This is a genomic window from Geodermatophilus sp. FMUSA9-8 (genome assembly GCF_037034165.1).
Taxonomy (GTDB): Bacteria; Actinomycetota; Actinomycetes; order Mycobacteriales; family Geodermatophilaceae; genus Geodermatophilus; species Geodermatophilus nigrescens.
In genome coordinates, this window is the sequence record NZ_JBAGKE010000005.1 from 125,323 (window position 1) to 139,563 (window position 14,241).

Here is a 14,241-nt window from a genome sequence, read left to right on the forward strand (position 1 = left end):
GCGGGTGCGCCGCCGTCGTCGTCCCGGGCGGTGTCGTCTCAGGCGGTGTCGTCTAGGGCGGTGTCGTCTCAGGCGGTGTCGTCTCAGGAGACGTCGTGCAGCACCGCGGTGAGGAAGCCCAGCTCGCGGCGGTAGCCCTCGAGCCACTGCCGCCGGTGGGTGCGTGCGGCGTCGAGCGCCTCCTCGCGCTCGCCGGCGCCGGCCTCGGTGAGCGCCCACCCGGTGAGCGCCCCGGTCCAGGACCACTCGTACTCGTCCCACTCGGCGGTCGTGCTCAGGTGCGCGTAGCCGGGCTCGAACCCACCGCGGCCGACCTCGGCCAGCAAGCCGGGCAGGTCGGGCAGCTCGCCGGGCTCGGCGCCGAGGCCGGCCAGCGCCCGCTCGCTCGGGCCGGACTCCCAGAAGCCGTCGCCGAACAGCACCCGCCCGCCGGGCCGCAGGTGCCGACGGGCCGCCTCGAGGGCGCCGGCCGTCCCGCCGAAGGCGTGCGCGGCGCCGATGCACAGCACGACGTCGGCCGGTTCGCCGCGCCAGCCGGCGGCGTCGGCCTGCACGAACACGGCGCGGCCGACCATCCCGGCGAGCGCCGCGCGGTCGCGGGCGGCGTCGAGGGCGGGGCCGGAGGTGTCCACGCCGACGCCGGACAGGCCGGGCCGGGCGGCCAGCATCGCCAGCAGCCAGGCGCCGGAGCCGCAGCCGAGGTCGAGGGCGGTGCCGCGGCCGGTCGGCGCCGCCCGCTCCACCAGCCGGGCGAGGGCGTCGTCGGAGACGGGGGCGGCGACGGGGTGCCAGCGGTGGGCGATCGCGCTGAGCCGGGCTCGGTCCACGGGCGCAGTCTGGCGCACCCGCGGGCGGCCGCTAGATCAGGCCGCGCGCGCGGAGGTCCCGCATCTGGGCGAACACCCGGCGGCGGACGTCGTCCTCGTCCCTCTCCTTGAGGCCGATGAAGCGCAGCGAGAGCTCGGGGCGCTTGTCCTCGCGCGGGTGCCGCCGGATGACCTCGGCCTTGGTCGCCAGCGCGCGACCGTCGAGGTCGAGCGACACGTGCACCACCGAGCCGACCTCGAGCGCGCCGCTGCGGTCGGGCTCGCCGTCGAGCAGGCAGTGGATGCCGCCCTCGCTGAGGTCGACGGTGGTGCCGGTGCGGTGCTCCCCGCCGGCGTGGACCGTCACGTCCAGGGTGATCGGCACACGCACCGCGGAGCGGCGCTGGCCGCGCGAGGCCGGGCCGGCGATGCGGACCCGCCAGGTCGGCGCGTCGCCGCCCCGCACGTCGAGCAGCACGGCCGGCACCGACCGCAGCTCCTCGGGTCCGCGCCAGACCAGCTCGAGCACCTCGCCGGGCTCGAGCCGGACGCGGCGCCGGGAGGCGTCCTCGCCGACGCTGATCACCAGCTCCCCGCCGGTGGCCTCCTCGACGAAGCTGGTCAGCACGTCGTCGCGGCTGACCGCCTTGACGTCGAGTACGGCTCTCTCCTCGGGGTGGTCGACTCCGGGCGTGGCCATGGTCGTCCCTCCTGCTGCGACGGGGTCCTCCGGGAAGTGGATCGGCAGGTCGGGCGGGAACTGGAGTCGACGGCGCTCATCCGTGCAGCGCGGGGCGGTAGACGAGCTCCTGGACGCGGCCGTCGAAGGTCGTGCTGGAGACCAGGTCGAGGTCGAAGTCGGCGGCGCCGGCGAACACCGGGTCGGTGCCGGTGCGGCCGGTGATCACGGGGAAGACGGTCACCTGGACGAGGTCGACCAGCCCGGCGGCCATGAGCGCGCGGTTCATCGCCAGGCTGCCGTGGGAGCGCAGCGGCACCGGCGACTCCGCCTTGAGCCGCGCGACGACGTCGACGGCGTCCCCGTGCTCGAGGGTGGCGTCGGGCCAGTCGAGCGGGGCCCGCAGCGTCGTCGACACGACCGTCGTCGGCATGTCCCGCATGCGGGCGTTCAGCGGGTCGAGCGTGCCGGCGGCGCCGTCGGCCGTGAGGAACCGGTGGAACTCCCGCCAGGTGGTGGCGCCCAGGACCAGCCGCTGGTCGGCGCGGTACTGGGCGAGGCGGTGGTCGAGGAACTCCGGCCCCTCCTTGCCCCAGTAGCCGCCCCAGTCGCCGTCCTCGCCGTAGGAGCCGAAGCCGTCGAGGCTGGTGAAGACGTCGAAGGTGTAGGTGGCGGTCACGGTGCCCTCCCGGGTCCGGCGGTCGTGTCCAGGGGCAGACCGGCGGCGGGGGCGGGACTCATCGCGGGAACGGCCGCGGCCCCGTCCTCGGGGAGGACGGGGCCGCGGGGTGGAGCCGCCTGTCGGAATCGAACCGACGACCTTCTCATTACGAGTGAGATGCTCTACCGACTGAGCTAAGGCGGCGGGCGTGCGGGGGACAGCCTACGTCACGGCCTCCCCCGGCCGGTGCGGGCCCGGGGTCAGGCCGCGGGGAGCCGCAGCGCCACGGTGAGCGCCTCGACGGCGACCTGCGGCTTGACGTTCTGCTCCAGCGCGGTGCGGCAGGCGAGGACGGCGTCGATGCGGCGCAGCGCCCCCTCCGCGCCGATCCGGCGGGCCAGCTCCTCGGCGTCGGCCCGGCGGTCGGGGTGGTTGAGCGGCAGCATCTCGCCGGCCGCGGCGTCGAGGACGAGCGCGTCGCGGTAGAGGCCGGCGAGGTCGACCAGCGCGCGGTCGAGGGAGTCGCGGCCGATGCGGGTGGCCCGGCTCTTCTGCCGCTTCTCCAGGTCCTTGAGCACGCCGGCGCCGCGGCTGGCGGCGGCGACGCCCGGCCCGCGCGCGCCCACGCCGATGCTGGCCTTGACCGCCTCGGTCTCGGCGCCGTCGAGGGCGGCGGTGGTGCGGTCGGACTCCTCCTTCGCGGCGCCGACCAGGTCGTCGGCGGCGTTGAGGCAGGCGGCCAGCGAGACCAGCGACAGCGGGATGTCGAGCACGGCCTTGCGGGCCAGCCGCGCGGTCTCGTCGCGCGCGAGGTGCCGGGCCCGGCCGACGTGGCCGCCGGAGGCGCCGGCCGACCAGGCGGCCAACGCGGGGTCGACCCCGTCGCGGCGGACCAGCACGTCGGCGACGGCGTCGACCGGCGGCGTCCGCAGCCCGACCACCCGGCACCGCGAGCGGATGGTGACCGGCACGTCCTCGGGGTGCAGGCTCGGCGCGCAGAGCAGGAAGACCGTGCGCGGCGGCGGCTCCTCGATCATCTTGAGGACGGCGTTGGCGGCCTGCTCGGTCATCCGGTCGGCGTCCTCGACGACGACGACCTGCCAGCGCCCCTGCGACGGCGCGCGGCCGGCGACGCGCACGAGCTCGCGGGCCTCGGTGACGCCGATCGACAGGCCCTCGGGCACGACGGTCTGCACGTCGGCGTGGGTGCCGGCCAGCACGGTGCGGCAGGCGTGGCAGGTGCCGTCACCGCCGTCGGGGCACTGCAGCGCCGCGGCGAACGCGCGGGCGGCGACCGACCGGCCCGACCCCGGCGGGCCGGTGAACAGCCAGGCGTGGGTCATGGCGGTGGGCTGGGCGACGGCGGCCTGCAGCTCGGCGACGACGGCCGGCTGGCCGATGACCTCCGACCAGACGCTCACGCGACCCGCCCCGGGAGCAGCGCGGCGACCCGCTCGCGGACCGCGGCGGCGATCTCCTCGGCGGGGCCGCCCGCGTCGAGGACGAGGTAGCGGTGCGGCTCGGCGCCCGCGAGCGCGCGGAAGGTGGCGCGCACCCGCTCGTGGAAGTCGAGCGACTCGCTCTCGAGGCGGTCGGCGGCGGCGCGGCCGAGCGCGCGGGCGAGGCCGGCCTCGGGCGGCAGGTCGAGCAGCACGGTGAGGTCGGGCACCAGGCCCCCGGTGGCCCACGACGACAGCCGGCGGACCTCCTCGAGCTCCAGCGCGCGGCCGGCCCCCTGGTAGGCCAGCGAGCTGTCGACGTAGCGGTCGGTGAGCACGACCTCGCCGGCGTCCAGCGCGGGCAGCACCACGGTGGCCACGTGGTGGGCGCGGTCGGCGGCGTAGAGCAGCGCCTCGGCGCGCGGGGCGAGCGCGCCGGTGGCCGGGTCGAGCAGCAGCGCGCGGATGCGGGCACCGGGCGGCGTGCCGCCGGGCTCGGAGGTGAGCCGGGCGGGGACCTCGTGCAGGCCGAGCCAGTCGAACAGCAGCCGGGCCTGGGTGGACTTGCCGGTGCCCTCCCCGCCCTCGAAGGCGACGAACAGCCCGCGGCCGGGCACGCGCGGCGAGGCGTCGATCGGGAGCTCCCGGGAGGTGCGAGGGGCGGGTGGGCGGCCGGTCCACGGTACCGGCCGGGGCCGACGTCCCCGGGCCGGCGGCGGCCCTACGGTGCGGGTCGTGGACGCGCGCTGAGACCCCGACACCTACCTGCGGCACGCCGGGGAGCGGGCCCGGCCGTTCGCCGACCTGCTGGCCCGGGTGGACGCCACCGCCCCGCGGGCCGTGGTCGACCTCGGCTGCGGCGAGGGCGCCCTGACCGCCTCGCTGGCCGCGCGCTGGCCGGGGGCGCGGGTGACCGGCGTGGACGCCTCGCCGGAGATGCTGGCCGCGGCCGCCGCGCACGCCGTCGACGGGCGGGTGGCGTTCGAGCGCGGCGACGTGCGGGACTGGCGCCCGGGCGGGCCGGTCGACGTCGTGGTGTCCAACGCGGTGCTGCACTGGGTGCCCGGGCACGCGGCGCTGCTGGGGCGCTGGGCCGGCTGGCTGGCGCCGGGCGGACGGCTGGCCGTGCAGGTGCCGGGCAACCACCGGGCGCCGACCCACCGGCTGCTCGCCGACCTGTGCACCTCGCCGTCGTGGTCCTCCCGGCTCGCGGCGGCCGCTCCCCCGGCGGACCCGGTGCTCGACCCGGCCGGCTACCTCGACGTGCTCACCGGCGCGGGCCTGGCCGCCGACGTCTGGGAGACGACGTACCTGCACGTGCTGCGCGGGCCCGACCCGGTGCTGTCGTGGGTGCGCGGCACGGTGCTGCTGCCGGTGCTCGCCCGGCTCGACGACGAGGCGGCAGCCGACCTGACGGCGGAGTACGCGGCGGCGCTGCGTGCGGCCTACCCGGCCCGTGCGGACGGCACGACCGTGCTGCCCTTCCGCCGCGTCTTCCTGGTCGGCGCCGCAAGTACTTGACCGGATGGAAAGTAGTTGCCACTCTGTCGCGCACCCGACCGAGGAGGCACCCGTGACCGTCCCCACCCCCGAGTCCGCCGCCGCGCTGCTGGCCGAGGCCGACGCCGCCGGGGCCCGCGTCCGGCGGGAGTCCAGCCCCGCCGCGTCGACGTTCCTCGTGACCCTCGGCTGCGCCAGCGCGGGCTTCTTCCTCGCCCAGCCGGTGGCCGACGGCGAGCGGGCGGTGGGCGCGACGGCGGTGGTCTACGCGCTGGCGGTGCTGGGCGCGGCCGCGGCGCTGGTGGCCGGTCGCGGCTCGGTGCGCGCCGGGTTCTCACAGCGCTTCGGGGCGGCCATGGGCGCCTGGGGCGCGGTGCTCGCCGTCGGGCTCGCGGTCGGGACGACGGTGCCGGGGCTCGCGCACGACTGGGCGTGGTGGGCGCCGCTGGCCCTCGCCGTCGCCGCGCCGTGCCTGGCCGGCGCATGGCGGGAGCGGCCGCGGTGACCGAGGCGCACCCCCGGCACGCGCTCGACGAGGTCATCCACGCGCCCGTCCGGTTCTCGGTGATGGCGACGCTGGCCGCGGCGGAGGAGGCGGAGTTCGGCTTCGTCCGCGACGGGGTGCAGGTCAGCGACTCGGTGCTGTCGAAGACGGTGGCCACGCTGGAGCGGGCCGGCTACGTCGAGGTCCGCAAGGGCTACGTGGGCAAGCGGCCGCGCACCTGGCTGCGCCTGTCCGCCGCCGGGCGGGACGCCTTCCGGGCGCACGTGGCGGCGCTGCGGGCGATCGCCGACGGCCCGGTCAGCGCGGGGTGAGCCGGTAGGCGTCGGTGCGGTAGGGCAGGTCGAGGACGTCGCGGCCGGCCGTGTCGGGGTGGCCGGCCAGCAGCCGCCGGATGCCGCCGAGGAACTCCTCGCGCGCCGCGGCGGTCATGGTGGCCGCGTAGCTGCGGGTGCCGATGCCCGCGACCACCTGCTCGGGCGTTCCCCGCTGCACGAGGGACGACCGCGCGGTCGCGACGTCGGCGGGCAGGGCGGCGGCGAAGGTGTCCACCACGCCCTGGTCGGCCTCGTGGCCGCGGGCCTCGGCGGCCAGCGCGGCGCCGAGTGCGGCGACCCACGGGACGGTCTCGTCGCGGGTGTTCCACACGAACCCGACGACGCCGCCGGGCCGCAGCACGCGGCGCAGCTCCGCGGCGGCCGGCCGCGGGTCGAACCAGTGCGCCGCCTGGCCCGCGACGACGGCGTCGACGTCCGCGGCGGGCAGCGGGATCGCCTCCGCGCCGCCGACGTGCGTGGGGACGCCGGGGTGCCGGGCGCGCAGCTCGCCCAGCATCTCCGGTGACGGGTCGACGGCGACCACCTCGTGCCCGGCGGCGAGGAGGGCGTCGGTGAGCAGGCCGGTGCCGGCGCCGAGGTCGAGCACCCGCCGCGGCCGGTCGCCGAGCAGGAAGGCGACGGCGTCGGCCGGGTAGCCCGGGCGCAGCGCCGCGTACTGCGCCGCGACCGACCCGAACGACGTCCGCCGGTGCTGCCAGGCGGCGTGGTCGATCGAGCCGGTCACGGCCGGGTCAGCTCGCGGGCACCGCGTCGGACGCGGCGGCCTTCTTCGCGGTCGTCTTCGTGGCTGTCGTCTTCGTGGCGGTCGTCTTCTTGGCGGTGGTCTTCTTCGCCGCCGCCGTCTTCTTGGCCGCCGTCGTCCCCGTGGCCTTCTTGGCCGCCTTCTTCTTCTTGGTGGCGGCCGGGCGGCTGCGGCGGTCGGCGAGCAGCTCGGCGGCGCGGTCGAGGGAGATGGTCTCGACGTCGTCGCCCTTGCGGAGGCTGGCGTTGGTCTCGCCGTCGGTGACGTAGGGGCCGAAGCGGCCCTCGCGGACGGTGATCTGGCCCTGCGTCACCGGGTCGGCCCCGAGCTCCTTGAGCGGGGCGGCCGCGGCCCGGCGCCCGCGCTGCTTGGGCTGGGCGAAGATCGCCAGCGCCTCGTCGAGGGTGACGGTGAACAGCCGCTGCTCGTTCTCCAGCGAGCGCGAGTCGGTGCCCTTCTTGATGTAGGGCCCGTAGCGGCCGTTGAGCGCCTGGATCTCCTCGCCGTCGGGGGCGGTGCCCACGGTGCGCGGGAGGGTCAGCAGCTGCAGCGCCTGCTCGAGGGTGACCGTCTCCGGCGACATCGAGGAGAACAGGCTCGCCGTCCGCGGGGCGTCCTTGCTGCCCTCGGGGACGACGGTGGTGACGTAGGGGCCGTAGCGGCCGGCCTTCACCACCACCGGCCGGCCGGACTCCGGGTCGGTGCCGAGCTCGCGGTCGCCGGAGGGGGCGGCGAGGAGCTCCGCGACCTTCTCGCTGGTCAGCTCGTCGGGCGCGAGGTCCTCGGGGAGGCTGACCCGGCCGCCCTCCTCGCCGCCGGCCTGCAGGTAGGGGCCGTAGCGGCCGACCCGGACGACGACCGGCTCGCCGTTGGGCCCGGTGGCGCGCAGCGGGATCGAGTTGACGCCGCGGGCGTCGATCTCCTCGAGCTGCTGGCCGATGACGGTCTTGAGCCCGCCGGAGGCAGCGATGCCGCCGGCGTGCCGGCCCTCGCCGCCGAAGTAGAACTCGGTCAGCCAGTCGACCCGGCCCAGCGACCCGCTGGCGATCTCGTCGAGCTCGTTCTCCAGCGACGCGGTGAAGTCGTAGTCGACGAGCGCCGCGAAGTGCTGCTCGAGCAGGTTGACGACGGCGAACGCGACGAACGAGGGCACCAGCGCGGAGCCCTTCTTCCACACGTACCCGCGGTCCTGGATCGTCTGCATGATCGACGCGTAGGTCGACGGGCGGCCGATGCCGAGCTCCTCGAGCCGGGCGACGAGGCTCGGCTCGGTGTAGCGCGACGGCGGGCTGGTGGTGTGGCCCTTGGGCTCGAGCTCGCGGGTGTCGAGCCGCTGGCCGCGCTCCACCCGGGGCAGCCGGCGCTCGGCGTCGTCGCTGCCGTGGTCGTCGTCGCCGCCGGCGCTGCCCTCGTCGCGGGACTCGACGTAGGCGCGCAGGAAGCCGGGGAAGGTGATGGTGCGCCCCGACGCGGTGAACTCGACGCGCTCGTCCGTGGTGCTGGCGCCGGCGAGCCGGATGCTCACGGTCTGGCCCACGGCGTCGGCCATCTGCGAGGCGACCGTGCGCTGCCAGATCAGCTCGTAGAGGCGGAACTCGTCGCGGGCGAGTTGCGCGGCGAGCTGGCCGGGGGTGCGGAAGGAGTCGCCGGCAGGGCGGATCGCCTCGTGGGCCTCCTGCGCGCCTTTGGCCTTCTTGCTGTAGCGGCGGGCCTCGGCCGGCACGTAGGCGTCGCCGTAGAGCTCGCGTGCCTGGGTGCGGGCGGCGTTGATCGCCTCGTTCGACAGGTTCGTCGAGTCGGTCCGCATGTAGGTGATGTGGCCGTTCTCGTACAGCCGCTGCGCCACCCGCATGACCTGCGCCGACGACCACCCGAGCTTGCGGCCGGCCTCCATCTGCAGCGTCGAGGTGGTGAACGGCGCGTAGGGGCGGCGCCGGTAGGGCTTCTCGTCGACGCGGCTGACGGTGACCTGGCGGCCCTCGAGCCGGGCGGCGAGGCCGCGGGCGCCCGCCTCGTCGAGGTGCACGACGTCGCCGGTGACCCGCCCGGTGGCGGGGTCGAAGTCGCGGCCGGTGGCGACGCGGCTGTCGTCGACGCTGACCAGGCGGGCGCGCAGGGTGGTGGGCTCGCCTGCGTCGGCGCCGGCCTTGCCGGGGACGGCGAAGACGCCGTCGAGGGACCAGTAGTCGGCGGCGGTGAACGCCATCCGCTCCCGCTCCCGCTCGACGACGATGCGGGTGGCCACCGACTGCACGCGGCCGGCCGACAGCTTCGGCAGGACCTTCTTCCACAGCACGGGGCTGACCTCGTAGCCGTAGAGCCGGTCGAGGATGCGGCGGGTCTCCTGCGCGTCGACCAGTGCGGTGTCGAGCTCGCGCGGGTTGGCGACGGCGCGGGCGATCGCCTCGGGGGTGATCTCGTGGAACACCATCCGGCGCACCGGCACCCGCGGCTTGAGCGTGTCGACCAGGTGCCAGGCGATGGCCTCGCCCTCGCGGTCCTCGTCCGTCGCGAGGAAGACCTCGGAGGCGTCCTTGACCAGCTGCTTGAGCCGGGTGACCTGCTGCTTGCGGTCGGGGCTCACGACGTAGAGCGGCTCGAAGGAGTTGTCGACGTCGACGCCGAGCCGGGCCCACGGGGCGCCCTTGTGCTCGGCCGGGACGTCGGCGGCGTTGCGCGGCAGGTCGCGGATGTGCCCGACGCTGGCCTCGACGACGTAGCCGTTGCCGAGGTAGCCGGCGATCTTCCCGGCCTTGGTCGGCGACTCCACGATGACCAGCGGACGCCCGCCCCCGTTGGCGGCGGTCCGGCGGCGGGCGGGGGTGCTGGTGCCACCGGCCGTGCGGCCGGCGCTCTCGCCGTTCTTCGCGGTCTTCGTGGGCACGGTGCTCCTGTCGGTGTTGCTCGGTCGTGGCGGCGCGGCGCGGGGTGGTCGGCACCCGCCACGCCCCCTCGGCGGGCCACGGTAGGCCACGCCGACGGAACGCGACCGGCTGGCGACCCCGGGTGGGCGCGCCGCCACCCGGTCCAACGGCGGCGCCGCGCGACTGTTCCCGGGCTCCCCCGGGCCGGTCAGTCGCTCTCCCGCACCCCCGCCACCACCTCGCCCATGGCGGCGAGCGTCGGCCGGTCGGCGTCGTGGTACTCCCAGTGCAGGGTGTCCGGCTCGGTGGGCAGCGGGGTGGCCCCGAACCCCTCGAACCAGGCGTTCTCCCCGAACCACCCGGACCAGGAGATCGGGTCCCACATCGACCACGCCGTGTACACCTCGTCGGCCTCCAGCCCGGAGGCGTGCTCCTCCTCGATGCCGGGGCCGCCCAGCAGCACGACGGCGTCGGCGTCCAGCCGGCCGGGCAGGTCCCCCGCCTCGTCGAGGACCACCGTGCCGTAGCTGTGCGCCAGGACGGTGACCCGCGGGTCGGCCGCCCGCCCGACGCCGGTCGCCGCCCGCGACGCCGCGAGCCCGGCGAGGTCCCCGGCGAGCGCGGCACCGCCCTCGGTCGCCGCCGCGCGCGTGAGGGCGCGCCCGAGACCGGCCCCGACCGGCGGGTTGTAGCCGAGCCACGCGACGGTCGCGACCGTGGCGGCGGGCGCGGCGGCGACGGTGGCCGCGGCGACCGCCTGCGCGTCGTCCCCGAGCTGGCGCAGGTCGCCGTGGACGGTGGTGTTCACCCCGGGGACCAGCACCCCGACGTCCTCCGCGGCGTCCAGGTCCCCGTAGGCGAGAGCGACGCGGTCGAGCGCCGGGTCGTAGACCCACAGCTGCACGGCCTGCCCGTCGGCCTCCTCGGCGGCGATCTCCGCGGCGATGGCCCGCGCGCTCGCCTGCTGCTGCCACGACCCCTCGGCCAGGACGCGGTCCAGCACGACCCGGTTGGCGCGGTCACGTGCCCACGCCGGGAGACCGTCGAGGGCACCCAGGGCAGCCGGGTCGGAGTCCAGCAGCGCGTCCTGCTGCGGACCGGAGAGGCCGGCCCACCAGGAGGCGACCTCGTCCGCCGCCGCGCCGCGCCGCGGGAGCACCGGAGGGGACGTGGCGGCGCCGGTGGCACCCACCGTCGCCGCGAGTCCGGCGAAGTCCGCGGGGCCGGGACCGGTCCCGCCGACCGGGACCAGCGGCTCGGCCGAGGCCGCGGCGGCAGCGGCGGCGCGGGCGGCCGCGGCCATGGCCTCGGCGGCGAGGCCCGCCAGCCACTCGGCGGTGGCCGCGCGCTCCGCGAGCCCGGCGTAGTGGTCCTCCAGCTGCTCGGGCGTCGCGCCGGCGGGCGGCGGGGCGGACGCCGGCGCGACCACCGCCCCGGACGCGTCGAGGGCCATCCCCGAGGCGGCGGCCGCCGCGAGTGCCCGCTCGGCGAGCTCCTGGGCGGTGCGGGCCTCCCGGGCGGTGTCCCGCAGCCGGCCGAGGGCGGCGTCCAGTGCCCCGGTCACGGCGGTCACCACCGTCGACACCTCGCCCAGCGCCAGCCCGGCGACGGAGGCGGCCGGGCCGGACCAGCACTCGGCGCCGGTCAGCGACCGGGCGACCCGGTCGGTGCGGGCACGCCAGGAGGGGAGCCGCTCGGCGACCGCCTCGAGCGTGTAGACGGCACCGGCGAGGAGCGCGGTGTCCCACGCGGCGACGGCCGCGAGGCCGGGCGCGCTCACGACCCTGCGTCCCGGCCGGCCCGGGCGGCGAGCACCCGGTCGGAGAGAGCGGCGTCGGCCAGCCGGTAGGAGCGCACCGCGGCCAGCAACGTCCCCGCGACCGCGCCGGTCCCGGTGGCGAGCCGGTCGACGAGACCCGCCCACGCCCTGCCCGTGGCACCGGCGCTCTCGGACACCTCCCCGGGGGCGGCGACGGCGAGCGAGGCGGCGGTCGACGTGCACAGGTCGACATCCGAGGAGAGCTCGGAGGCGAGCAGCGCCAGCTCCTCGGCGAGTTCCTGGACGGCGTCCAGCTGGATGGCGATGGGTGCGGACACGGCCCCTCCCGGCGTCGGTGCCGGCCTCGGTCGGGACCGGCGCGGCGGACGCTAGGGCGGGGTGCCGGCGCGGCCCGGATCCGGATCCACAGGGCCGCCGCCGTCCACAGGCGATGCCGCGGGCCCCCGCCCGGCCCGGACCGGGCGGAGGCTCGCGGCGTGCGCTCAGGGGACGGTGGTGGTGAGGCTGGTCCCGGTGGGCTGCTCGCTGGCGCCGCCGACCACGACCGAGCGCCGCTTGGACACCACGACCGCGGCGACGACGACGAGCGTCGCGGCCCCCGCGATGAGCAGCCGCACGGTGGTGTTGGCGTCCTCGCCCACCTGCAGGCCGACCACGGCGGGCGCGATGAGCAGCGCCACCAGGTTCATCACCTTGATCAGCGGGTTGATGGCCGGGCCGGCGGTGTCCTTGAACGGGTCGCCCACCGTGTCGCCGATGACCGTGGCCGCGTGCGCCTCGCTCCCCTTCCCGCCGAACGCGCCGTCCTCGACCATCTTCTTGGCGTTGTCCCACGCGCCGCCGGAGTTGGCGAGGAAGACGGCCATGAGGGTGCCCGCCGCGATCGCGCCCACGAGGTAGGCCGCCAGCGGGCCGAAGCCCAGCCCGAACCCGACGGCGACCGGCGAGAGGACGGCGAGCAGGCCGGGGGTGGCGAGCTCGCGCAGCGAGTCCTTGGTGCAGATGTCGACGACGGCGGAGTAGTCGGGCCGCTCGGAGAAGTCCATGATCCCGGGCCGGGTGCGGAACTGCTCGCGCACCTCGAAGACCACGCGCCCGGCCGCCCGGGAGACGGCGTTGATCGCCAGCCCGGAGAAGAGGAAGACGACGGCGGCGCCGATGACCGCGCCGACGACGTTGTCCGGCTCGACGAGGCTGAACGCCTCCCCGAGGTCGACGTCCTCCAGGGCCACGAGGACCTGCTGGTTGTAGGAGCCGAACAGGGCCGTCGCGGCGAGCACCGCGGTGGCGATGGCGATGCCCTTGGTGATGGCCTTGGTGGTGTTGCCGACGGCGTCGAGGTCGGTCAGCACGCGGGCCCCGTCGTCGTCGATGTCCTGCGACATCTCGGCGATGCCCTGGGCGTTGTCGCTGACCGGGCCGAAGGTGTCCATGGAGACGATGACCCCGGCGGTGGTGAGCAGGCCGCAGCCGGCGAGCGCGACGGCGTAGAGGGCCGCGCCGCCGCCGACGAGGAAGGCGCCGTACACCGCGCCGCCGATGAGCAGGGCGGCGTAGACGGCCGACTCCAGGCCGAGCGAGATGCCCGAGAGCACCACGGTCGCCGGGCCGGTGAGCGAGCTGCGGCCGACGTCGCGGACCGGCTTGCGGCTGGTCTCGGTGAAGTAGCCGGTGAGCAGCTGGATCGCCGCTGCCAGCACGATGCCGACGAGGACGGCGACGAAGCCGAGGACCTGGGGGTTGACCACCGAGTCGGGGATGTCGGCGACGCTGGGCAGCACGGTGAAGGCGGCGACGGCGACGAGCACGAGCGAGACCACCGCGGAGGTGAAGAAGCCGCGGTTGATGGGGGCCAGGCCACTGCTGTCGGACCTGCCGGGGTTGCTGGCGAGGATGCCGACGACGGACGCGAGCACGCCGATCGCGGCGACGACCAGGGGGAAGACCATGCCCACCGCGCCGAAGAAGACCTGGCCGAGGATCAGCGCGGCCACCAGCGTGACCGCGTAGGACTCGAAGAGGTCGGCGGCCATGCCGGCGCAGTCGCCGACGTTGTCGCCCACGTTGTCGGCGATCGTGGCGGCGTTGCGCGGGTCGTCCTCGGGGATGCCGGCCTCGACCTTGCCGACGAGGTCGGCGCCGACGTCGGCGGCCTTGGTGAAGATGCCGCCACCGACGCGCATGAACATCGCCAGCAGCGCGCCACCGAAGCCGAAGCCCTCGAGGACCACCGGCGCGGTGTCGTCGAAGAGCAGCAGCGCCAGGGAGGCGCCGAACAGGCCCAGGCCCACGGTGATCATCCCGCAGACGCCGCCGGTGCGGTACGCGATGCGGAAGGCGGGCCGGTAGCCGCCGGTGCGCGCGGCCGCGGCGACGCGGACGTTGCCGCGGGTGGCCAGCGTCATGCCGATGAAGCCGACCGCCGCGGAGAACAGCGCGCCGACGAGGAAGAACACCGCCCGGCCGATCCGGGTGCCCCAGCCGCCCTCGGCGACCGGCAGCACGAGCAGCAGCAGGAAGACGATGACGGCGAAGACGCCGAGCGTCCTGAACTGGCGCCGCAGGTAGGCGCCGGCTCCTTCCTGCACCGCCCGCGCGATGTCGCGCATGCGCGCCGTGCCCTGGTCGGCGGCCATGACGGCGCGGACCAGGGACGCGGCGAAGAGCAGTGCGGCGAGCGAGATGACGAGGGCTGCCGTCACGAGGACGACGTCCCCGCCGGAGAGATGACTGTCCGGCATCGGTACCTCCCAGCGGTGGGCTGCCGCCGGGCGGCCCCGCGTCCCCGGTCGGCGGAGAGCGCGCTCGCGGGCCGAGGCCCGTGGACGCCGCGTCAATGTAACGGAGATCACACTCCACGGGACCTCCTTCTCCGCGCTCGTCCGGTTGCGCTCGGTGGCCGCAGGAGGGCGGGAGGTTGCCCCGGGGTG

The 14,241-nt window shown here is 76.4% G+C and carries 12 protein-coding genes, 1 tRNA gene and 1 pseudogene; 3 read left to right on the top strand and 11 right to left on the bottom strand.

The features are described 5' to 3' along the window. Nucleotides 1-83: 83 nt before the first annotated feature. The 6 genes from WA616_RS12295 to tmk form a co-directional block, all read right to left on the bottom strand. Complete coding sequence (locus tag WA616_RS12295; protein WP_336030177.1) at nt 84-827, bottom strand: SAM-dependent methyltransferase; 744 nt, start codon at nt 825-827, stop codon at nt 84-86. Nucleotides 828-858: 31 nt separating this feature from the next. After that, nucleotides 859-1,506, bottom strand: a complete 648-nt coding sequence (locus WA616_RS12300; RefSeq protein ID WP_336030179.1) for a flagellar brake protein — start codon at nt 1,504-1,506, stop codon at nt 859-861. Nucleotides 1,507-1,582: 76 nt separating this feature from the next. Further along, on the bottom strand, nt 1,583-2,164 hold the full coding sequence (locus tag WA616_RS12305) for a dihydrofolate reductase family protein (RefSeq protein WP_336030180.1): 582 nt from the start codon (nt 2,162-2,164) through the stop codon (nt 1,583-1,585). Nucleotides 2,165-2,274: 110 nt separating this feature from the next. Then, a tRNA-Thr gene (locus WA616_RS12310) sits at nt 2,275-2,350 on the bottom strand. Nucleotides 2,351-2,406: 56 nt separating this feature from the next. Then, a complete protein-coding gene (locus tag WA616_RS12315) occupies nt 2,407-3,567 on the bottom strand; it encodes a DNA polymerase III subunit delta' (RefSeq protein WP_336030181.1) in 1,161 nt (386 codons plus the stop codon). Continuing rightward, on the bottom strand, nt 3,564-4,202 hold the full coding sequence (tmk, locus tag WA616_RS12320; protein WP_336030183.1) for a dTMP kinase: 639 nt from the start codon (nt 4,200-4,202) through the stop codon (nt 3,564-3,566). The genes WA616_RS12315 and tmk overlap by 4 nt, the downstream gene beginning before the upstream one ends. A 145-nt stretch (nt 4,203-4,347) precedes the next feature. On the opposite strand from tmk, the pseudogene WA616_RS12325 reads away from it, so the two are divergent. From WA616_RS12325 to WA616_RS12335, 3 genes and pseudogenes are all read left to right on the top strand, one after another. Beyond that, nucleotides 4,348-5,106 (top strand): annotated as a pseudogene (locus tag WA616_RS12325) (trans-aconitate 2-methyltransferase); the annotation flags it as partial. 52 nt (nt 5,107-5,158) lie between these two features. Then, entirely contained in the window at nt 5,159-5,590 is a 432-nt protein-coding gene (locus WA616_RS12330; RefSeq protein ID WP_336030186.1) for a hypothetical protein, read from the top strand. After that, the gene (locus tag WA616_RS12335; RefSeq protein WP_336030187.1) at nt 5,587-5,901 is read left to right on the top strand and encodes a winged helix-turn-helix domain-containing protein; all 315 of its coding nucleotides are present in this window, start codon (nt 5,587-5,589) and stop codon (nt 5,899-5,901) included. The genes WA616_RS12330 and WA616_RS12335 overlap by 4 nt, the downstream gene beginning before the upstream one ends. On the opposite strand, the gene WA616_RS12340 is transcribed toward WA616_RS12335, so the two are convergent. From WA616_RS12340 to WA616_RS12360, 5 genes are all read right to left on the bottom strand, one after another. Further along, nucleotides 5,888-6,649, bottom strand: coding sequence for a class I SAM-dependent methyltransferase (locus WA616_RS12340; protein WP_336030189.1), 762 nt, complete (start codon nt 6,647-6,649; stop codon nt 5,888-5,890). The two genes, WA616_RS12335 and WA616_RS12340, sit on opposite strands and share 14 nt — an antisense overlap. 7 nt (nt 6,650-6,656) lie before the next feature. Further along, complete coding sequence (gene topA / locus WA616_RS12345; RefSeq protein ID WP_336030191.1) at nt 6,657-9,551, bottom strand: type I DNA topoisomerase; 2,895 nt, start codon at nt 9,549-9,551, stop codon at nt 6,657-6,659. A gap of 188 nt (nt 9,552-9,739) precedes the next feature. Beyond that, nucleotides 9,740-11,311, bottom strand: coding sequence for an alpha/beta hydrolase (locus WA616_RS12350; protein WP_336030194.1), 1,572 nt, complete (start codon nt 11,309-11,311; stop codon nt 9,740-9,742). Beyond that, on the bottom strand, nt 11,308-11,628 hold the full coding sequence (locus WA616_RS12355) for a hypothetical protein (RefSeq protein ID WP_336030197.1): 321 nt from the start codon (nt 11,626-11,628) through the stop codon (nt 11,308-11,310). The genes WA616_RS12350 and WA616_RS12355 overlap by 4 nt, the downstream gene beginning before the upstream one ends. 165 nt (nt 11,629-11,793) lie before the next feature. Then, nucleotides 11,794-14,052 (bottom strand): sodium-translocating pyrophosphatase, encoded by a 2,259-nt coding sequence (locus WA616_RS12360; RefSeq protein ID WP_336030198.1) that lies wholly within the window; start codon nt 14,050-14,052, stop codon nt 11,794-11,796. Between the last annotated feature and the right edge of the window lie 189 nt (nt 14,053-14,241).